We start from the raw sequence: 20869 nt of genomic DNA, 5'->3' as shown, positions 1-20869 counted from the left end.
GCCGCGCGGCGTCCTACGCCGGTTCCTGGGGAGCCGCGCGACCGTCGACGAGGTCCGCGCCGCCTTCGGCGTACGCGCCGACGAACTCGCGCAGCTTCCGGGTCTGGTAGCCGCGCGCGAGCGCCGTGAGCTGCTCGATCCAGGGCGTGAGCCGCGGGTCGTGCAGCCTGAGCCGCTCGGCCTCTTCCAGGATCCGGTGCACGAGCCCCTTGCTCGCGAGCGCCGACAGCGTGGCCAGGTCGTCGGCCGAGGGCGGCGTGAGGCGCCCGCCGTCGCCGTCGCCGTCCGCGGCCCGCTCGGCCGGCGAACCCTGCGCGGGCGCCTCGTCGCGGCGGAGCCACTCGACGCCCAGGAGGCGCGATATCTTGTCGAGGAGCGCGCTCGCCTGGATCGGCTTGGGGAGGAAGTCATCGCAGCCGGCAGCGGCGCACTTCTGCTGCTCGGCCTCGGAGACGCTCGCCGACGAGGCCAGGATGGCGACGCTCCGGAGCTCGGGCATGCGCCGGAGGCGGCGCGTGGCCTCGCAGCCGTCCATGCCCCGCATGTACACGTCCATCAGGATGAGCGCCGGCGCGCGCTCGGCGGCCATGCGCAGCGCCGCTTCGCCGCCGTCCGCTTCGCGCAGCTCGAAGCCGAGCGGGCCGAGGAGCCCGCGCACCACGGCGCGGTTCTGGGGGTTGTCGTCGACGATCAGGATCGTGCGGCGCTCCCCCCGATACCCGACGATCGCGTCCCACCTCCGGGCCTCGCCCGGGCTCGCCGCCTGCTCCGCCGATCGCGCCTCGGCGAGCGGGAGCGTCACGGTGAACGCGCTGCCCTCGCCGACCTCGCTCTGCACCTCGATCGCCCCGCCCAGCTGCTCCACGAGCTTCTTCGTGATCGCCAGGCCGAGCCCGGTGCCCTCGCTCCTCGCGCCCTGCTCGCCCACCTGCTCGAAGGGCTCGAAGATGCGCGACAGGTGCTCCGCGGCGATCCCGGGGCCGGTGTCCTCGACGCGGAAGCGCACCATCCGCCCCGCGGGGACGCGCTCGTCCAGCACCTCGACCCGGAAGAGCACGCCGCCGCGCTCGGTGAACTTGATGGCGTTGCCGAGGAGGTTCAAGAGCACCTGCGTCAGCCGCTTCTCGTCGGCGCGGACGGCCTCGAGCGCTGGACCGCGCAGCTCGTGGGTGAACGCGATCCCCTTCGCCTCGGCGCGCACCCGGCACAGGTCGACGACCATCTGCACGAGCGCGGGCAGCCGGACCACCGTCACGACGGCGTCCATCTTTCCCGCCTCGATCTTGGCCAGATGCAGCAGGTCGTTGATGAGCGAGAGCAGGTGCTGGCTCGATTTCTGGATGACGCTCAGCCCATCCCGCCACGCCGGCGGGAGCTCGGGCGTCCGCTCCAGGATCTGCGCGTAGCCGATGATCCCGTTGAGCGGCGTGCGCAGCTCGTGGCTCATGCTGGAGAGAAAGTCGCTCTTGGCCTGGCTGGCGCGCTCCGCCGCCTCCTTGGCGACGCGGAGCTCGGCGGTGCGCTCCTTGATCTTGGCCTCGAGGTCCCGGTAGAGGAGGGCGTTCTCCACGGCGATCGCGGCCTGCGCGGCGAGCATCGACAGGAGCTCCACCCGCCGCTCGGGGAACGCCGCGGGCACCTCGCGGTGCTCCAGGTAGAGCACGCCGAGGAGGCGCCCTCGATGCGAGAGCGGCAGCGAGAGGAGCGAGAGGACGGGGTGCGCCGCGAGGTACGGATCGGCCGCGAAGCGCGCGTCGGCCCGGGCTTCGTCGGCCACGACCGGCTCGCTCGTGCGCGCGACGTAGTTCACGACCGTCCTCGCGACATCCATGCTCTGCGAGAGCGGCTCGGACAGGCCCGTCTCGATCCGGCCGCCGTGCACCGAGAGCCGCGCCACCACCGAGAGCTCCTCGCCTTCGGCCAGCAAGAGGGCGCCGCGCTGCGCCCCGGCGCTCTCCAGCACGAGCTCCATCAGCCGGCCGACGACCCGCTCGGGGTCGAGCTCGCTCGACAGCGCCCGCGCCGCGCGCACCGCGGTGTTCACGTCGAGCTGCGCGCCGCCGGCGACGCCGGTGGTGGTCAGCGTGGAGACGCCCGTCGTGAGGCGGCGCTCCGCGGCCGAGGGCTGGGCCGGCGCGCGCAGCAGGGCGGGCCACCGCGCCTCCAGGTGGGCGACGACGGCGTGCGCGCCCCAGCGGAGATAGGCGTCCCGGGCCTCGCGCAGGTACAGCGCGCCGATGCGGCGCCTGCCCGCCTCCAGGTGGAACTCGGCGGAGAGCTGGGCCGCGAGGGCCTCGATGTGCAGGAAGCGCTGCCCGCGCGCGAGCTCGATGGCCTCGTCGTACCTGGCCATGGCCTCGTCGGTCTTGCCTTGCACGCGGGCGTGCTCCGCCTCGAGGAGGCGCAGCTTGTGGAGGAAGTTGTCCGCGCTCCCCTCGGCGAAATACCGGAGGCGCGCGAGGCCTTGCTCGATGTGCTCGCGGAGCCTGGCCCGCTCCTCCGCGTCCGTGACCTCCGGCCAGCACCTCGCGGCCGCGAGCGCGAGCCAGAGCGGCACGTCGGTCACCGGCGGAAAGCCGAAGATGGACATGCGGAACTGCTCGGCCTCCCGCGCCCGCGAGAGCGCCATCGGAGAGGCGCCGGCGACGAGGAACAGGTGGGCCTCGAGGATGCGCGCAAGCTCGGCCGCCATCACGTCCCCGTCGGCCAGGAGGGAGCGGGACCCTCTCGAAAACGGCTCCTCCGAGCGGAGCCTCCCCGCGCCGTCCGCGGTCGACAGGAGGCCGCACCACGAGGCGACCGTCTCGAAATAGTGGGTCCCGAGCGCGGTCCCCGCGCGCTGCATCAGCCCCCAGCGGGCCGCGCGGTGCGCCTCGATCTGGCCGAGCGGCTGGCCGCGCCACACCCGGTAGTAGAACAGGTCGCCTTCGAGCCCCCAGCTCGCCCCCTGGAACGAGCCGACCTTCAGGCCGGTCGCGCAGGTCCGCTCGAAGATGGGCGCCATCTCGTCCGCGGGGCGGACATAGGCCGTGTACTGGCCCTCGAAGGACAGGCACTCTGCGAGGAAGGGGGACGCCACGCGCTCGGCCGCGCGCACGCCAGGCCCGACCCAGCTCGCGGCGCGGCGATAGAGCCCTGTGGAGAGCGACCACACGTTGGCGAAACAGACGATGATGAAGGGGGAGACCGGCGTGAGCACGCCCTGCCGCCGCACCCGGAGCACGGCGCGGACGATCACGAGCGCGGACAGGATCGGCTGGCCGCCGATCGCCGCGCAGACCATCAGGTGCATCGTCAGCGCGTCGACGAGCACGTGCTCCGGCGACGGATCGGGGGGCATCCGCTCGAACGCCCCCGGGTCGCCCTCGAACCATCGATCCAGCTCGGCGGACTCCTCGAGGAGCGCGGCGCGGCGGGCCTCGTCGGTGTCCGGAAACATGATGTCCTGCTCCGCGAGCGCGGCGAGCCCCAGCTCCACCCCGCGCGCGAACTGGCCTGCTGCCTGGATGCAGCGGACGCGGAGCTCGTGCACCGAGAGCCGGGCGAGCGCCGGCAGGGGCATCGCGAGCAGCCGCGCGGACCGCGCCTCGACATCGTCGAACTCCCGCATCAGGAAGGCGGCCTCGAGGCGCTCCAGCGCGAGCTCTGCGGACAGCGCCGGGTGCGTGCGCCACGCGCCGTCGCCGAGCAAGGCCTGCCCCGCCTCGGCGAGGCTGGCGAGGAGCCGGTGCGAGCTCGCCGCCTTCGCGGCGCGCGCGGCCTCGAGGTTCAGGCGCGCGAGCGCCTCGCGCTCGTCCTCGGCGTCCATCCGCGCCGCGCCGAGGTTCAGGTGCCGCACCAGCTCCAGGAGCTGCTGCGGTGTCCCGCCCTGCGCCCGGTACCGCGCCCAGAGCCGCCGGCCGATCTCCAGGTGCGCCAGGACGCGCTGCTCCGGCGAGGCCCGCTCGTAGCTCGCCTGTTGCACGCGGTCGTGCAAGAAGCGGTATTCCGCGTCCGGCGCGCCTTCTCCGAGCTGCCCCAGCGCCTGCGCGGTCCGGTAGGCGCCGTCGGCCGGCACCAGGAGCTCCTCCTGCAGCGCGGGCCACAGCGCCCCGGTCACCCGGGCGCGCTCCCACCCGCTGAGCCGCTCCAGATCGTGGAGGTGGAACGTGTGCCCCGCGCACGCCGCGAGCCCCAGGAGCTGCTGGGTCGCCTCGGGCATCTCGAGCACCTTGTCCGTCAGGAAGGCCACGACGTTGTCGGTGATCTGCGCCTGCGCCAGCGCCCTTTGATCCCAGCGCCACGCGCCGCTCTCCGGGTCCCGGACCACCTTGCCCTGCTTGTGCAGCGAGAGCAGCAGCTGCTCCATGAAGAACGGGTTTCCTCGGGTCTTGTGCCACAGCACCCGGGAGAGCGGCTCGACCCGCGTCGCCTCGGTGTCGAGCGCCTGCGCCGCCCACGCCTGCACGTGCTCTTCCGACAGGGGGCGCACCGACATCCTCGACACCCTCGCTCCGCTCTCTTCGACCGACGAGACGAGCCTCCACAGCGGGTGCTCGGGGGGCGCCTCGTTGTCGCGGTAGGCCGCGATCACCAGGAGATCTCTGCGCTCCGCGTCGGTGAGCAGCGTCTTCAGGATCTCGAGCGTGGCGCTGTCGGCCCACTGCATGTCGTCGAGGAACATCACGAGCGGCGCGTTCGGCGCCGTGACCGCCCGCACGAAGTCGAGCCAGGTGAGCCGCTGGCGGGCGAGCACCTGATCGCCCTGCACCGGCGGCACCGGCGCGAGCTTGCCCATGATCCGGTCGAGCTCCGGCACCACGTCGGCGATGAGCCGCGCGTTCTCGCCGACGTCGGCCTCGATGCGCGCCTGCCACGCGCTGAGCACCGGCTTCGGGCTCGCCAGCCACTGCTGCATGAGCGCCCCGAACGCCTGCGCCATGGCCGCGTACGGCGTCGACCGCGCGAGCTGGTCGTGCTTGCCCGAGATCAAGAGGCCGCGCCCTCGGGTCGCGATGTCCCCGTAGACGGTGCGCACCAGCGCCGTCTTGCCGATGCCGGACGGACCCCCGATGAGCACGAGCTCCGCCGCGCCCTCGGCGGCGCGGGCGAAGCTCGCGCCGAGGAGCTCGCGCTCGCGCTCTCGCCCGACGAGGACGTCGGGCAGCCGCAGCTTGTGCGAGAAATCCCTGCTCCCGAGCGGGAAGCGCTCCACCGTGCCGCGCTCGCGCCACAGGCCAAGCGCGCGCTCCAGGTCTTCCGCTGCACCCCGGGCCGTCTGGTATCGCCGGTCGGGGTTCTTCGCCAGGAGCCTCGACGCGATCGCCGCGAGGCCCGGGGGCACCTCCGGGGCGACCTCGTCGAGGGCGGGCGGCTCTCTGGCGAGGTGCGCGTGCACCAGCGAGAGGGGGTCGCGGTCGGTGAACGGCAGCCGGCCCGAGAGCGCTTCGAAGAGCGTCACGCCGAGCGAGTACAGGTCGGTGCGCGCGTCGATCGCCCGCGCCGTGCGGCCCGTCTGCTCCGGCGACATGTACGCGAGCGTCCCCTCGAGCCCCTCGGGGATGCTCGCCGCCGTCGCCTCCAGCGGCAGCGACGAGGCGATGCCGAAGTCGAGCAGCTTGACCTGCGCGTACGCCTCATCGACCAGCACGTTCTGCGGTTTGACGTCCTTGTGCGTCACGCCCGCCGCGTGCACGGCCTCGAGGACCCGCGCGAGGAGCGCGCCGAGCTTCAGCCCCGCTTCCACCGGCAAGCGCCCTCGCTCGGCGAGGACGCGATCCAGCGACCGGAGGCCGGGGTCCTCGAGCGCCAGGCCGACCGCGCCGCCCTGCTCTAGGAGCTCCCGCGTTCGCGGCACCCCGGGGACCGCCCCGAGCTGCGCCAGGATGTGATGCTCGTGCAGGAGGCGCCCCGTCACGCGCGAGCTCGGCTCGGGCGACGCAGGGAGCTTGAGCACCACCCTGTCGCCCGAGGGGCGATGGACCGCGCGGCACACGCGCGTCTCGGTCCCTTCGTGCAGCACCTCCCCCACGGCGTAGTCTCTGAGATCCATCCCGGTTCAGCTCCTCTTCGGGTCCGGCGGAGATGCCGGGGAACGACGGTTCATCAGGACGTCAGAGCTCGCGCTCGCGCGCGCGTCGACGACGGCCGCGCGTCCGCAGCGCGTGCTCCACGCCCGACTGCAGGGTGGCCTTGGTCACGACGTGATCGAGGTGCAGGTCGAGCCGCACGAGCGTCTGCGCCGCCTCGGCGCGGATGCCGGTGACGACCGTTCGCGTGCCGAGCAGCGACAGCCCCGTCGCCGCTTGCACGAGCATGTGCGCGACCGTCTCATCTACCGATCTGACGCCGGTGATGTCAATGATGAGGTGGTCCGCGCCGCGCTCGCTCGCGCCGTGCAGCGCGGTCTCGACCGCTTGCCTGGCGCGCTCGACGTCCACCGTGCCGACGAGGGGCATCACGAGGATGCCATCGATGATCGGGATGAGCGGGGCGGAGAGCTCGAGGAGCCGCTCCCGCTGGGCCGCGATGATCTGGTCTTGCAGCGCGGCCCTCGCGGCTTCGGCGCGCTCGCTCTGGAGCAGCTGGTCGCAGAGCCGAGCGTTGGTGTCGCGCAGCGTTTGCACGGCGTCGGCCAGCGCCTCCTCGGCCCTGGCGCGCTCCCGGATCTCCTCCGAGAGCCTGCGATTCTGCTCCTCGACGGCCCGCGTCGCGCGCCGGAGCGAGATCTGCGTGTGCACCCGCGCGAGGAGCTCGGTCTTCTCGAACGGCTTGGTCACGTAGTCCACGGCGCCCACGCGGAAGCCCTGGATCCTGAACTTGGCTTCGGCGAGCGCCGTCATGAAGATGACGGGGATGCTCCGCGTCGCCGGGTCGGCCTTGATGCGCTGGCACGTCTCGAACCCGCTGAGGCCGGGCATCAGCGCGTCGAGCAAGACGAGGTCCGGCTGCGTCAGGCCGGCCAGCTCGATCGCCTCCTCGCCGTCGCACGCGACGGCGACCTCCAGCCCATCGGAGATGAGCGCGTCCGACAGCACGTTGAGGTTGTCCGCGCTGTCGTCCACGATGAGGACGAGCCCGGCGGGCGGAGATTCTTGCGCTTGCATAGGTGTCTGCCAGTCTCAGGGGGCCCGAAGGCGCCTCCTGGGCTTGGCCGGCGTGTCCCGCCGGACGGCGAGCGAGCAAACGCACGCGCGGGGAGCTGGCATCTCTGTCACGGAAGGCATCCCTCTGGCATCTTGACGTTCGTACCATGGGATGGCCGGCGTTAACACGTCTTTTGTGGGCGGCAGACGCTTGGGCGGGGTAGGCTGAGTCACGCGGGGCGTCCCATCATGCGCGTCATGCGCGTACGCACACGTCGGTGCGCTGCTGCCGGCTGACCTCGGCGTGGTCGGTGCCGAGGCGGTTCGGACGCCCAGCGCGGCCTCATGGCTGTCGCGTGTGGCCGCTGCAAAGAACGGCTGATGGATGGCGTGGGTCAAGGTGGGTGCGAGAGCGCGCGACCCGATGAGTCGATCGAGGAGCGGGTGGGGCTCGATGAATCAGGGGATCGCCGCATCGCCGCGTCCCCCAGGCGACCGCGAACGATGCCATGGGTACGAGCGGGATAGAGAATTGGTCGAGTGCCATGCTCGTGGGGTCCCGCTCGGTCTGGTTCTCTTCACACGCCTCTGGCTCTTTCGCTGTGGCGGACATTGGGTGAGGTGAAGCTGGATTGGGGGTTGAGGGCCGACGCTCATTCATGGTGCGATGCGGCGTGCTTCGTAGATGTCGGTCCCGCCGGAGCGCTCCGAGGAGAAGAAGAGGATGGACCCATCCGGCGACAGGTAAGGATCGTTCTCGCGCGCGTCGGGGACGTTCACCTCCTCCAGCGGCTGCGGCGGTTCGAAGGCGTCGTTCGTTCCCGGCCGCCGCGCCCAGTACAGGTCGTCCCCCGAGCGGAACAGGATCTGCCGGCCATCATCGAACAGGAAGGGCGCCAGCTGGTCGCCCGCGTCGTTCAGCTCGGCGAGCGGGACGAACTCGCCCCATTCGTCCTGCGGGCTCTCGCGGGACGCGATCGCGAGGTCCCAGCCCTGGGTATCAGGCCCGTTCAGGCCGACCACGGCGCGGAGCTCGGGCAGATCGACATGCGGGTTCATCGCCTGCGTGCCGTCGTCGTGACCGGGATTGAGCGCGTCGACGTAGGAGGGCTCGCCCCAGGGGGTGTCCCGGCTTGCGCGCTCGGACATCCAGATGCCCGAGCGTTCCGCGCCGCCGCGAAAGAACCACATCCTGAGCCCGTCGTTCGAGATGGCCGGCGTGTCGTCGTCGTCCTCGGTGTTGAGGTTCTCCATGAGATCGACGGTCGGCGTCTCCCAGGGCGAGTCCAGGTCCGCGCGGCGTGAAAGCCAGATATCCTGGCTCGTGCCGCGCTCGGACATGAAGTGGATCTCGAGCAGATCGCCCGTCAGCGTCGGGTCTTCGTCCCTGGCGGCGTCGTCGTTGAGCGTGGCGACCTTCTGTGGCGCCGTGAACCGCGGCCGCTCCGGCGTGAACACGCCGATGACGACCTGCTGATCCTCACAAGCAACCCCGCCGAGCGCGAGCGCCAGCCCCCGGGATGCGCCGAGCCAGCGGGAGCGCCACGCCGAGGAGGTGCATTCGGGCAGACCGGCGGAGGGGGTGGGCCGAGCGGATTTTTGTGCGGACATGGGAATCTGGAGGCAGCAGGCCCGATGAGCATAGGACGCCTGCGCACGAGGTGCGCCGCGGATCTTGGTGGAGCGGACCCGACCCAGGTTGAGGGTGAACCGACCCAGGTTGGGGGTGAGCCGACCCAGGTTGGAGGGCGAGCCGGGGGCGAGCCGACCCAGGTTGGGGGTGAGCCGAGTCGACCCAGGTTGGGGGTGAGCCGAGCCGACCCAGGTTGGGGGCGAGCTGAGCCGACCCAGGTTGGGGGCGAGTCGGGGGCGAGCCGACCCAGGTTGGGGGTGAGCCGAGCCGACCCAGGTTGGGGCGACCCGCCCAGGTTGGGGGTGAGCTGAGCCGACCCAGGTTGGGGCGACCCGCCGCGGCGTGCCGGCAGCGATCGCCGGCCTGTCTGAGCAGCCGACCCAGGTTGAGGCCGGCGGAGACCGGCGGCGGGGCACCCGGCCCAGGTTGGGGGGAGCAGCCGGCGACCCAGGTTGGGGGCGCGGGTCGCGGGTCGGGGCGCGAGCAGCCGGCGCTGCGACCCCTGATGCAGGAGCCATCCTCGACGTCCGTGCGGCTTCTGGAGCGCTGGTCGGTATCGGCAGAAGCCCGCGCCGGATCGCCGGGCCATGCTGTTCTCCGGGGTGAATGCGCGCGCGCGTCGCGGCATCTAGCACCTCGTCGCCTGAGCTCCGCCCGCGTTCAGGAGCGGGGTAGCGCTCGGGAGACCTGTTGCCAGTCAGCGAAAGATGGAGCGCATGGGATACCGAGGCACCGGGGTGTGGCACGGGCTCAGCGGGGCCGCGATGCTAGGAATGATGCTGGCGATCGGCTGCACGATCGAAGTGGGCGGAGGCCAGGGCGGCGGCGGAGGAGAGCCGGCAACGGGCGGCGGCGGCCAGGGCGGCGGCGGAGGAGAGCCGGCGACCGGCGGCGGCGGCCAGGGCGGCGGCGGAGGAGAGCCGGCGACCGGCGGCGGCGGCCAGGGCGGCGGCGGAGGAGAGCCGGCGACCGGCGGCGGCGGCCAGGGCGGCATCGGCGGCGCCGGAGGAGAGCCGGCGACGGGCGGCGGCGGCGCCGGAGGAGAGCCGGCGACGGGCGGCGGCGGCGGCACAGCTGTTTGCGTGCCGGGGTCACACCTGAGCTGCTACTCGGGGGACCCCGGGACGCAAGGGGTAGGGCTCTGCACCGCCGGCGTCCAAACCTGCCTGCCAGACGGCTCCGGCTATGGCCCGTGCACCGGCGAGGTCACGCCATCGGCCGAAGACTGTGCCACGAACGCCGACGAGGACTGCGATGGCATCGGGCAATGCTCGCCTGCGCCGCTGTGGTCCGCCGGCCTGGGCGGCGCGGGTAGCGACGCCGCGTACGCCGTCGCAACCGACGCCGTGGGCAATCTCTATGTGACGGGCTGGTTCGAGGGGACGGTCGATTTCGGTGCGGGGCCGCTCGTGAGCGCAGGAGCCAACGACGTGTTCTTGCTCAAGCTCGACCCGGCAGGCCATGCGGTATGGAGCAGGCGGTTCGGCAGCAGCGATTACGGGGAATCAGGAACCAAGATCGCGCTCGACGCGAGCGGCAACATCCTCCTCGGCGGGAGCTATGGCGGCGCCCTCCTCGACGGTCCGCCGCCCGTCGACTTCGGCGGCGGCCCGCTCCCCTGGTACTATGATTTCTCCACGAGCGCCGTCTTCTTGGTCAAGCTCGATCCGGACGGGAACCACCTCTGGAGCCGCGGGCACACCGTCCCGACCGGCGCGCAGTCGATCAACCTACGAGACATCGCAGTCGATGCCGCGGGCAACTCCGCTGCACTGCTCGCCTACCCGAGCACCGTCGATGACGGCATGAGCTTCTTGACGTTCAACGCGGCGGGCGAGTACATGTGGGGGTTCACCCATCGGACGTTCGTCCGCTCGCCAGGCGGCGTCGCCATGGACAGCGCCGGCAACGTCCTGGTGGCCATGGCGGACTCGCCGGGCCTGGGGACATGTCCCTGCGACCACGCCTTCCACGTCGAGAAGCGGGCCCCTGAGGGCACCGTGCTCTGGCGAAAGCGCGTGTCCGGACCGGACGCCTGGGACGACGGTGGGCAGGCAAAGGATATCGCCGTCGATCCCGAGGACAATCTGCTGATCGTGGGCCGCAGCATGGGAAATCTGGATCTGGGCGGTGGACCAATCCCCGACGGGACGCACTTCGTGGTGAAGATGAGCCCGCTCGGCGACTATATCTGGCACCGAGAGGCACCGAGCGACGCCGTGTTCGCGGACTCCGCCGGGAACGTCATCGTTCTGGGAGAAGGAGCGCTCGTCAAGCTCGATGCTTCCGGCGCGGAGCTCTGGCGCCGCACGTTCACGGGCACGCCCGCCACGATTCGAGGCCTGACGACCAGCTATCACGACGACCGACTCGTGCTGGTCGGCGACTTCACGGGTACAGTCGACTTCGGCGCCGGCCCGCTCACCGCCGCAGGCAGCGACGGGTTTGTGACGGTCCTCGCTCCCTGACGTACGCGAGCGCGCTTGCGTCAGGGGTGACGGATGCCGGTGTCCGCGAGCTCCCACAACGCCGGAGCCGACGCTCGCCGCGCCATCCCACCCCGCGCCGTCCTGCCAACCTGGGTCGCCGCGCCATCCCACCCCCGGGCCGGCCAACCTGGGTCGGGTCGGGGGTCGGCCAACCTGGGTCGGGTCGGCCAACCTGGGTGGTCGGGTCGGCCAACCTGGGTGGTCGGGTCGGCCAACCTGGGTGGTCGGGTCGGCCAACCTGGGTCGGGTCGGCCAACCTGGGTCGGGTCGGCCAACCTGGGTCGGGTCGGCCAACCTGGGTCGGGTCGGCCAACCTGGGTCGGGTCGGCCAACCTGGGTCGGATCGCGGTCAACCTGGGGCCGGATCGCGGTCAACCTGGGTCGGGTCGCGGCCAACCTGGGTCGGGTCGCGCCACTGCACACTTCCAGCCCGACCAAGCTGGCGATCCGCCATCCCCGCGCATCCCGAGAAAGCGTGGACTTCGAGCGCGCGCCGAGGAGCCCTCCAGGCAGACCAGACGCCGCTCGGCCGGGGAGGGAGGGCAGGGTGAGCGAAAGGGCGCGCTTCTTGACGAAGTAGGTTAGAGTGCGCGCCATGCCTGATTTCGCCAAGCTCGCCGCCGCGTGCACGATGGCCCGCGGCCTCGCCATGGACGCCGTCCACGCCTGTTCCTCCGGTCACCTCGGCCTGCCGCTCGGGGCCGCCGAGATCGGGGCCGCTCTCTATGGCGACCTCCTCCGTCACGACCCGAGCGAACCGCACTGGCTGAACCGCGACCGCTTCGTCCTGTCCGCCGGCCACGGCAGCATGTTCCTGTACGGCTGGCTGCACCTCTCGGGCTACCCGGTGTCCATCGACGACATCCGCCGCTTCCGGCAGTGGGAGTCGAAGACGCCCGGCCACCCGGAGTACCACTACACCGAGGGCGTCGAGGCGACGACGGGCCCGCTCGGTCAGGGCGTGGGCAACGCCGTGGGGCACGCGGTGGCCGCCAAGATGCTGGCCGCCCGCTACAACACCCAGGAGCACACGATCTTCGATCTCACCGTCTGGTGCCTCGCCGGCGACGGCTGCCTCCAGGAGGGCGTGGCCGCCGAGGCGGCCGCCTTCGCGGGGCACTTCAAGCTCGACAACCTGATCCTCATCTACGACGCCAACGACGTCACCCTCGACGCGATGGCCGTGAAGACCCAGAGCGAGGACACGGCCAAGCGCTTCGAGGCCTACGGCTTCGAGGTGCTCCACATCGAGCAGGGCAACGATCTGCAGGCCGTCCACCGGGTGCTCGGCCAGGCGCGCGCGTCGAAGAGCGGCAAGCCGAAGTTCGTCGTGGCCCACACCCTGATCGGCAAGGGGATCCCCGAGGTCGCCGGCACGCAGAAGGCGCACGGCGAGGGCGGCGCCAAGTTCGTGGACGCGGCGCGCAAGAACCTGGGGCTGCCGCCGGAGCACTTCTACGTGAGCGAGGAGGTCAAGCAGTTCTTCGCGAAGCGCAAGGAAGAGCTCGGCAAGGCGCGCGCGGCGTGGGAGTCGACCTTCCAGGCCTGGCGCGCGAAGAACCCGGAGCTCGCGCAGAAGCTCGACGAGGGCACCTCGAGGAAGGTGCCCGCCGACCTCGACGCCCGCGTCCCCGCCTTCGCCGCCGGCACCAAGGTCGCCACGCGCAAGGCCGGCGAGACCGTGCTGCAGGCCGTCGCCGAGGCGGTGCCCGCGCTCATCGGATCGAGCGCGGATCTTTACGGCTCGACGTTCAACTACATCGCGTCGAGCACCGACTTCGATCCGGAGCATCCCGGCGGCCGGAACATCCGCGCGGGCATCCGCGAGCACGGCATGGGGGCGATCCTGAACGGCATCGCCTACCACGGCGGCCTCCGCCCGAGCGGCGCCACGTTCCTCGTCTTCGCGGACTACCTGCGGCCGAGCATCCGCCTGGCCGCGCTGTCGCACCTGCCGGTCATCTACATCTTCACGCACGACTCGGTGGGCGTGGGCGAGGACGGGCCGACGCACCAGCCCGTCGAGACCGTCGCCGGGCTGCGCGCCATCGTCGATCTCGACGTCGTCCGGCCGGCGGACGCCGAGGAGACGGCCGGCGCCTGGATCGCCGCGCTGGAGCGCACCGACGGGCCGACGGTCCTCGCCCTCACGCGGCAGGCCGTCCCGCTGCTGCCGGGCGACGCCGCCCTGAAGCGCGAGGGCGTCCGGCGCGGCGCCTACGTCCTCGTCAAGGAGACGGCGGCGCTCGAGACGATCCTCATCGCGACGGGCAGCGAGGTGCAGCACGCGGTCGAGGCCGCGAAGCGGATCGGCCCCGGCGTCCGCGTCGTCTCGATGCCGTGCGTCGAGCGGTTCGCGCGCCAGGACCGCGGCTACCAGGAGGCCGTGCTGCCCGCGGCGTGCACGCGGCGCGTGTCCATCGAGGCCGGCGTCACCTTCGGCTGGCACCGGTGGGTGGGCTCCAAGGGGCTCGCCCTCGGGATCGACCGCTACGGCACGAGCGCCCCCGGCGACATCGTGATGGACCGGCTGGGCATGAATCCGCAGGCGGTCGTGCAGGCGGTGCAGGACCTCGTGCCCTGAGCCTCGGAAGAGGCGCCCGCCGAGACGTCAAGGACGCCGGGGAGCCGCGCGCTCTCGGCGTCCTTGGCGCCCTCTCCTCTGCTGTTCCGCCGGGTGCCGGCCGGCTATAGTCCGTCGCGGTGCGCTGCCGGCTCTGCGCTTCATCGCTCGCCTACATCCATGGCCACGCCGCCTGCGTGAACAGCCGCTGCCCGATGTTCGGCGCCAACCAGGCCGAGTGCTGCAGCGGCGAGACCGCGGAGAGCTGCCCCGCCGCGGCCGACGACGGCGCTGCGTCGCGGGCGCCCGCCGGGAGGCCGGGAGGGCGCGCGCCGTGACGCGGGCCGCTCGATCGACGAGAGCCCCGGCGACGAGAGCGCTGGACGCCGCGCGCCGCGGAGCTACATGCCGCCCGTGCCGTCGGGCGACCTGATCTCGCAGCTCCTGGCCCTCTTCGCGGTGCTCGGGGTCGGCGTGCTGCTGCGCGCGCTCGGCCGCGGCGGCCAGGCGGACGCGGCCGCGCTGAACCGGCTCGTCATCGACGTGACCACGCCGGCGCTGATCGTCTCCGTGCTGCGCCGCTCCGGCATCGGCCACGGCGCGTGGGGCGCCGTCGCCGCCTCGACGATCGCGCTCTTCGCGTGCGCCCTCGCGGGCATCGCGGTCGCGCGCGCCCTCGGGCTCCCGCGCGCCGCGCAGGGCGCCGCGGGCCTCGTCGGCAGCTTCTCCAACACCGGCTTCCTCGGCGTGCCCATCGTGCTCGCCCTCTACGGGCGGGCGGGCGACGCGGCGGGGACGGCGATCCTCGTCGACAGCATCGTCACGATGCTGATGCTCTGGACCTTCGGCGTCGCGCTCGCCGCGCGCATGGGCGGCGCGGGCGGCGACGTGGACGCGCGGAGCTTGCTCCGGGTGATCCTGCACCCCAACGTGCTGTCGATCGCCGCCGGGCTCGCGCTTTACGCGCTGCCGATCCCCTTGCCGACGTGGGTGGAGCGCGCGCTCGACGCGCTCGGGAGCGCGACCCCGACGCTCGTGTTCCTCGCGCTCGGTCTGAGCCTCGACCTGCGCTCGCTGCGCGGCCGCGTGCGACCGCTCGTCGCCGTCGCCGCGGTGAAGCTGCTCGTGGCCCCGGCGGTCGCGCTCGGCGCCGCGGTCGCGCTCGGCCTCCGGCGGCCGGTGTCGGAAGTGGCGGTGCTGCAGTCGGCCATGCCGACCTCCATGGTGTCCGTGATCGTCGCCGCGCGGTACGGCTGCGACGGCCAGTTCGCCGCGGCCGCCGCGGTCGTGACGACGCTCGGGGCGCTGGCGACCCTGCCGGCCGTGATCGAGGCGCTGCGCCGGCTCCTCCCGTGACGCGCGCGACGCGCGCGACGCCGGACGACCGCCGGCGAGGCCGGTTTACATGGCGATCATCGCCCGAGGCGCGTCGCCCGAGGCCCGCCCCGCCAGCGCGGAGCCATCAAGGCCGCCACGAGCGCGACGAGCGCGTTCACCGTGCGGGCCTCGATGAAGGCGCCGTCGGGGATCGAGATGCCGAGCTCGTCCTCCAGGGAGACGAGCAGCACCAGCGCCGCGGGCAAGCTGACGCCCATCGTCGTGAACAGATCGGCGTGCGCCGGCAAGGCCTCGGGGTGCTCCGCCCGTACCAGCCGCGCGACGATCGCGCGCACGTGCGCCTCGGCGCGCCACGCCGGAGTCTCGGGAATGTGCATGATCCTGCCCCCCAGCAGGACAAGCGCAGCAGGCCACGCTCGCCGGCAACAGCGCAGAGTATGGTCAGCATGAAGGATGCCGCAAGCGCGGGCTGCGTCGGGCCGCGCGCGCCGCGACTGCGTCCGCGACGCTGCCCTCCGGCGAGGGCGCGGCGCGCGCGGCCGACGTCAGCGCGGATGCATCCAGGCCGCGGCCGGCGCGCTCACGCGCCGACCTGATAGACGCGCTGGTAGCCCGCCTCGACGTCGGTGATCGTCACCTCGACGATGCCGTGCGAGGTGATCGCGTACTGCTCCTCGATCAGCGGCCCCTCGCCGCCCATGCGCTGCACGGGGACGGCGGCGAGCTCGGCGGCGCGCTCGCGGAGCCGCCGGTCGAAGGGGAACACGACCTCGTTGAACGCGGTGATGTCGCCGTGGGGCACGCCGAGCCGGTCGAGCGCGGCGCACTCGACGAACCGGTAGCGGCCGACGTTGTGCGCCGCCCGGTACACGCGCCGCGAGACGACCGGCGCCTCGTGGCTCGACGGGACGCGCGCCTCCCGGTCGAAGATCGGGTCGAACACCACCTCCTCCCCGCCGCTGCTCTCCCGGAACACCCCGAAGTGGCGCGACAGCCGGTCGGACAGCTCGAAGCCGGCGTCCTCGTCGACGGCGATGGCGAGCCCCATCGCGATCGCCGCCGAGGGGTAGGGGGAGCGATGGACGCGGCGCCCGAACCGCTCGCGCAGCGTCCGCGCGACGATGGGCAGCGAGCTCGCGCCGCCGACGACGTAGATCCCCGCGATGTCGGCGAGCGCCTCGCCCGCGCCGGCGTCGAGGCGCGCGATCACCGGCTGCATCGCGCTGATCGTCGCCTCCACGAGCGGCACGCACCGGTCGTAGAAGTCGGAGGCCGAGATCGTCACCTCGTGCGCGGGCGCGAGGTCGCCGAGGCACGCCTCCAGATCGATCACGATCCGCCGGGAGTTCGGGTTGAGCCGCTCCTTCGCCTCGCGGCACTGGTCCGCGAGCGCCGCGAGCGCGCGCGCCGGCAGCGCCTCGCGCTCGATCTTGGCCGCATCGAGCGCCATCTCGCTCAGCGCGACGTCGAAGTCGTCGCCGCCGAGGTGGTTCAGCCCCGCGGTCGCCACGGCGTCATGGCTCCGCCCCGTCATGTGGACCAGCGAGGCGTCGAACGTGCCGCCCCCGAGGTCGTACACGACGATGTGCTCGCGCTTCGACGTGATGGTGCTGCGGTAGCGGTGCGTGTACTCGAAGCCGGCGGCCGAGGGCTCGTTCAGGAGCGCGATGACCTCGAAGCCGGCGCGGCGGAAGGCGTCGAGCGTCACGAAGCGCTGCGTCCCGTGCGCGTTCGCCGGGGTCGCCACGACGCAGATGAGGCGCCCGTCGTCGTCCTTCTTCTTGGGCCGGTTCGACCGGTGCAGCACGGCGTCGCGGAGCGACCTCAGGAACAGGGTGAGGAGGTCGAGCACCCGGAGCTTCGTCCCGCCGATCTCGACCTCGAAGTCGGGCGACGCGCGCGGGCCCGAGAGCACGCGCTTGAACGAGCGGAGCACGGTCCACTCCGGGTCCGAGGCGACCGCGAGGGCGTCGAAGCCGAACCGGAGCTCCCCCCGCCGCTCGGCCGCCACGGAGGGGTAGAAGTCCACGGGGTCCCCCGCCGTGTCCTGGAAGCTGATGACGGGGTAGTTCCCGCGGTCGCAGCACGCGACCACGGTCCGCGTGGTCCCAAAATCGATCCCGAGTCGCAAGGCGGGTCTCCTCCGGCCCGCATGCTGCCACACTCGGCCGCCCGCGGTGCAGATCACCGCCTGAGCGCGCGGCGCGCCGCGCCGGATCAGGCCCGGCTCAGCACGGTACGCTGGCTGCGCGCGCGCCGCGCGTCCTCGGCATGCCGGCCTTCGACGTCGCCCTGGGCACCAGGCGGCTCTTGGGCGGCGCTCCTCGCGGCGAGCCGGCTGCGAGCTGTAAATTTCTTGTAAGATGAAAATGAACGCCGAGCGAGCGCGGGGTCGCCCAGGCGTCACAGGCGGCGAGGCTGGATCGTCGTCAGGTGGAGGGGCCTGCGGGCCCCGGACAAGGAGAACCACCGTGAGCGACAGAACCGCTGTGAGGTATGAGCAGGAGATCCCGGGCGTGCTGCAGGCGCTGGCCGGCGTGCACCAGGCGATGGACAAGCACGGCTTCGACAGGAAGATCATCCACCTCGTGCAGCTGCGCGCGTCGCAGATCAACCAGTGCGCTTTCTGCGTGAAGATGCACACGCGGGAGGCGCGCCAGGACGGCGAGACGAACGAGCGGCTGGACCGGGTGATCGTGTGGGAGCACGTCAGCGATTTCAGCGAGCGCGAGCGGGCCGCGCTCGCCTGGACCGAAGCGCTGACCGTCCTCGATCGGCGGACCGACTATGCGGCCTTGCGCACGCGGCTGCGGGAGCACTTCTCGGAGCAGGAGATCGGCGTCCTGACCTCCGCCGTCGCCATGATCAACCTGTGGAACCGCATCCAGGTGTCGAGGCACTGAGATGACCCGAGAGGACGACGTCGCGGCGTTCGAGGCCACGAGGCCCATGCTCCTCGGCCTCGCCTACCGCATCCTCGGCTCGCGCGCGGAGGCCGAGGACGCGGTGCAGGACACGTACCTGAAGTGGCAGGGCGCCGACAGGAGCGCGATCGAGAACCCGGCCTCGTGGCTCACGACCCTGTGCACGCGCCGGTGCATCGATCTCCTGCGGGCCGCCCGCAACGCCCGTGTCGACTACGTGGGATCCTGGCTGCCAGAGCCGATCCACGCGTCGACCGAGGGCGAGCCCGGCGAGCGGCTGTCGCTCGCGGCGTCGCTCCAGACGGCGTTCCTGCTGGTGCTCGAGCGCCTCACCCCGAAGGAGCGGGCGGCGTACCTGCTCCACGAGGTCTTCGACGTGTCCTACCCGGAGATCGCGGCGACGCTCGGCCTCCAGGAGACCACGTGCCGCAAGCTGGTCTCGCGGGCGCGCGCCAACGTGGCGCAATCGAAGGTGCGGCACACCACGCCGCTGGACCGGCAGGAGCAGCTGCTCGCCGCCTTCCAGACGGCGGTGGCGAGCGGCGGCACGGAGCGGCTGTCGGCGCTGCTCTCGGACGAGGTCGAGCTCTGCGCCGACGGGGGCGGCAAGGTGCCGACTTTGCGCGAGGTCCTGCGGGGGAAGGACGAGGTGATGGAGTTCGTCGGCCGCGCCCTCCACGCGTACTGGGGCGACTACACGTGGGAGACGACGGACATCAATGGAGGCCGGGGCGTCGTCCTGTGGAAGGACGGCGCGGCCGTGGCCTGCGTGTCGTTCGCCTACGACGAGCAAGGCGCGGCGACGAACATCTACATCGTGCGCAACCCCGACAAGCTCGCCCGCCTGGGCGAGGGCGGCGGCGTCGCGCGGGACGACGGTGGAGGCGGGGTCGTGTTGCGCGGCGCGGGCGAGGCCGGCTGACCGGGCGGATCAGCGCCTGGGCGAGCGGCGCGCCAGCGCTGTCGGCGTGACGCCGAGGACGCGGCGCATGCACCGCGCCATGTGGCTCTGGTGCGCGAATCCCGCGTCGATCGCCACCTGGCTGGCGGGCCGGTCGCCGCGCGCGAGCAGCGCCTTCGCGCGCTCGACCCGGCGCTGGACGACGTACTCGTGCACCGGCAGGCCCGTCGACCGCTTGAACAGGGTCTTGAGGTGCGAGGCGCTGATCTCGGCGATGCCGGCCAGCCGCTCCAGGGACAGGCTCTGGTCGAGGTGCTCCTCGATGTAGGCCGTGACGCGCCGCAGCTGTTGCGGCGACAGCCCGCGCGGCGACCTGGCCGGCGCGGCGCAGCGGCCGAGCAGGTGCACGGCGAGGGCGAGGCCGAGGCTCTCCGCATAGAGGAGCCCGTTCGGATGGCCGGCCATGCGCTCGGCGTCGAGCGCCCAGGCGATGTGCTCGATCTGCGGATCCCGGAGCTGGTGGCGCAGATCGAGGCCGGCCGTGTCGGGGTCGCGCCCCATGTCCATCGCCGCGCGACGCACGAGCGACGCGGGCAGCGCCAGCAGGAGCGACGTGTTCGGGTCGTCCTCGTGCCAGACGTCCGCGAACCCGGCGGGGAGCACGTCGGTGTCGCCGCGCGTGTAGACGAACCGGTGGACGCCGCACGAGCCGCGGACCGGCGGGCCCGCGTGGATCCTCAGCCGGTGGTGGTCGGGCGAGGGCTCGAGGGCGACCACGCCGCCCGGGGTCTCGATGACATCGACGCGCGGCCCGAGGCGAGGCCGGGGCGCGCTCGCCGCGTGCTCCTGTGTACCGGTGGCTCGCATTCACGGCGAGTATCCACCGGCGCCCGGCGGCGCGCCAGGCCACCGGCGCGCGGGGCGCCCCTCGGCGCGCGGCCCGCGGCGCGCCCCTCCGCTGGCCGGACGTGCTCTCCGCGCGTCCAAACGTGCGCGACGAGCCGGCGCGCGGACCGCATCCATGGCGAGCACACGCGCCCGCCATCGACGGCGGGCGAGCCAACGGAGGACATCCTATGAGTGAAGTCTCGGTTATCGGCCTGGGTCGCATGGGCATCGCGCTCGCCGGGGCGCTGCTCCGGAGCGGCGCCCGCGTCACCGTCTGGAATCGGACGAGCGCGAAGGCCGAGCCGCTCGTCGCGGAGGGGGCGGCGCTCGCGTCGAGCGTCGCAGCGGCCGCGCAGGCGAGCCCGGTCGTCGTCGTCTGCGTCGCCGACTACCAGGCGACCTACGGGCTGCTGGAGGCGACCCAGGTTGCCGCCGCGCTCGCCGGAAAGGTGCTCGTTCAGCTGAGCACAGGGACGCCGAAGGACGCGCGCGACGGGGAGGCGTGGGCGAAGGAGCGAGGGGTCGATTACCTCGACGGCGCCATCCTGGCTATCCCGAGCCAGATGGGAAAGCCCGAGAGCAGCATCATCGTCTCGGGTTCCGCCACGGCATTCGAGAAGAGCAAGGTGCTCCTCGAGCGCATGGCCGGCACCGTGTCGTACCTCGGCGGGCAGGTGGGCTCGGCGTCGGCCCTCGACCTGGCCTTCCTCTCGTTCGTCTTCGGGGGGCTGATCGGCTTTTATCACGGCGCTCGCATCTGCGAGAGCGAAGGCCTGCGCGTGGGCGATTTCGGTTCCATGATCGCCGACGTCGCGCCGGCCGTGGGCGGGATGCTCAAGCAGGACGGCGACGCGATCCAGGTCGGGACGTACGAGAGCCCAGAGAGCTCGCTGGAGATGTGCGCGCGAGGCGCCGAGATCGTCCTGCGACAGGCCCGGGAGGGGAGGATCGACGCCGTGATTCCGGCGTTCACCCAGGGGCTCCTCCGGAAGGGGGTGGCCGCGGGCTACGGCGCTGAGTCTCCGGGCGCGCTGATCAAGGTGCTGCGGGCGGCAACCTGAGTTGCTGA

Annotated in this window: 12 protein-coding genes; 6 read left to right on the top strand and 6 right to left on the bottom strand. The window is 72.4% G+C overall.

Going from position 1 to position 20869, the window contains the following annotated elements:
• Positions 1-13: 13 nt before the first annotated feature.
• From WME83_RS24000 to WME83_RS23990, 3 genes are all read right to left on the bottom strand, one after another.
• Positions 14-6031 (bottom strand): AAA family ATPase, encoded by a 6018-nt coding sequence (locus tag WME83_RS24000; protein ID WP_437321600.1) that lies wholly within the window; start codon positions 6029-6031, stop codon positions 14-16.
• Between the two features lie 61 nt (positions 6032-6092).
• The gene (locus WME83_RS23995) at positions 6093-7085 is read right to left on the bottom strand and encodes a response regulator (RefSeq protein ID WP_437321599.1); all 993 of its coding nucleotides are present in this window, start codon (positions 7083-7085) and stop codon (positions 6093-6095) included.
• A gap of 636 nt (positions 7086-7721) precedes the next feature.
• Positions 7722-8675 (bottom strand): TolB family protein, encoded by a 954-nt coding sequence (locus WME83_RS23990; protein ID WP_437321598.1) that lies wholly within the window; start codon positions 8673-8675, stop codon positions 7722-7724.
• A gap of 795 nt (positions 8676-9470) precedes the next feature.
• On the opposite strand from WME83_RS23990, the gene WME83_RS23985 reads away from it, so the two are divergent.
• The 3 genes from WME83_RS23985 to WME83_RS23975 all read left to right on the top strand — a co-directional run bounded on the left by WME83_RS23985 (position 9471) and on the right by WME83_RS23975 (position 15105).
• Positions 9471-11165, top strand: a complete 1695-nt coding sequence (locus WME83_RS23985) for a hypothetical protein (RefSeq protein ID WP_437321597.1) — start codon at positions 9471-9473, stop codon at positions 11163-11165.
• 616 nt (positions 11166-11781) lie between these two features.
• On the top strand, positions 11782-13770 hold the full coding sequence (gene tkt / locus WME83_RS23980) for a transketolase (RefSeq protein WP_437321596.1): 1989 nt from the start codon (positions 11782-11784) through the stop codon (positions 13768-13770).
• 384 nt (positions 13771-14154) lie between these two features.
• On the top strand, positions 14155-15105 hold the full coding sequence (locus WME83_RS23975) for an AEC family transporter (RefSeq protein ID WP_437321595.1): 951 nt from the start codon (positions 14155-14157) through the stop codon (positions 15103-15105).
• A 56-nt stretch (positions 15106-15161) separates the two neighbouring features.
• Here WME83_RS23975 and WME83_RS23970 read toward each other — a convergent pair whose 3' ends face one another.
• Both WME83_RS23970 and WME83_RS23965 read right to left on the bottom strand, forming a co-directional pair.
• The gene (locus WME83_RS23970; RefSeq protein ID WP_437321594.1) at positions 15162-15464 is read right to left on the bottom strand and encodes an acyl carrier protein; all 303 of its coding nucleotides are present in this window, start codon (positions 15462-15464) and stop codon (positions 15162-15164) included.
• A gap of 203 nt (positions 15465-15667) precedes the next feature.
• Entirely contained in the window at positions 15668-17218 is a 1551-nt protein-coding gene (locus WME83_RS23965; RefSeq protein WP_437321593.1) for an Hsp70 family protein, read from the bottom strand.
• A gap of 340 nt (positions 17219-17558) precedes the next feature.
• On the opposite strand from WME83_RS23965, the gene WME83_RS23960 reads away from it, so the two are divergent.
• Both WME83_RS23960 and sigJ read left to right on the top strand, forming a co-directional pair.
• On the top strand, positions 17559-17990 hold the full coding sequence (locus WME83_RS23960; RefSeq protein ID WP_437321592.1) for a carboxymuconolactone decarboxylase family protein: 432 nt from the start codon (positions 17559-17561) through the stop codon (positions 17988-17990).
• 1 nt (position 17991) lies between these two features.
• Positions 17992-18933, top strand: coding sequence for an RNA polymerase sigma factor SigJ (gene sigJ, locus WME83_RS23955; protein WP_437321591.1), 942 nt, complete (start codon positions 17992-17994; stop codon positions 18931-18933).
• Between the two features lie 9 nt (positions 18934-18942).
• Here the strand turns inward: sigJ and WME83_RS23950 are convergent, their stop codons facing one another.
• Complete coding sequence (locus WME83_RS23950) at positions 18943-19779, bottom strand: helix-turn-helix domain-containing protein (protein ID WP_437321590.1); 837 nt, start codon at positions 19777-19779, stop codon at positions 18943-18945.
• A 209-nt stretch (positions 19780-19988) separates the two neighbouring features.
• On the opposite strand from WME83_RS23950, the gene WME83_RS23945 reads away from it, so the two are divergent.
• Positions 19989-20861, top strand: a complete 873-nt coding sequence (locus tag WME83_RS23945) for an NAD(P)-dependent oxidoreductase (protein WP_437321589.1) — start codon at positions 19989-19991, stop codon at positions 20859-20861.
• Positions 20862-20869: the final 8 nt, after the last annotated feature.

Origin of the sequence: Sorangium sp. So ce385, from assembly GCF_051474135.1 — a bacterium.
Taxonomy (GTDB): domain Bacteria; phylum Myxococcota_A; class Polyangia; order Polyangiales; family Polyangiaceae; genus Sorangium; species Sorangium cellulosum_D.
Note: the sequence above shows the minus strand (reverse complement) of the source record. Positions and strands in the feature narration are given on the sequence as shown.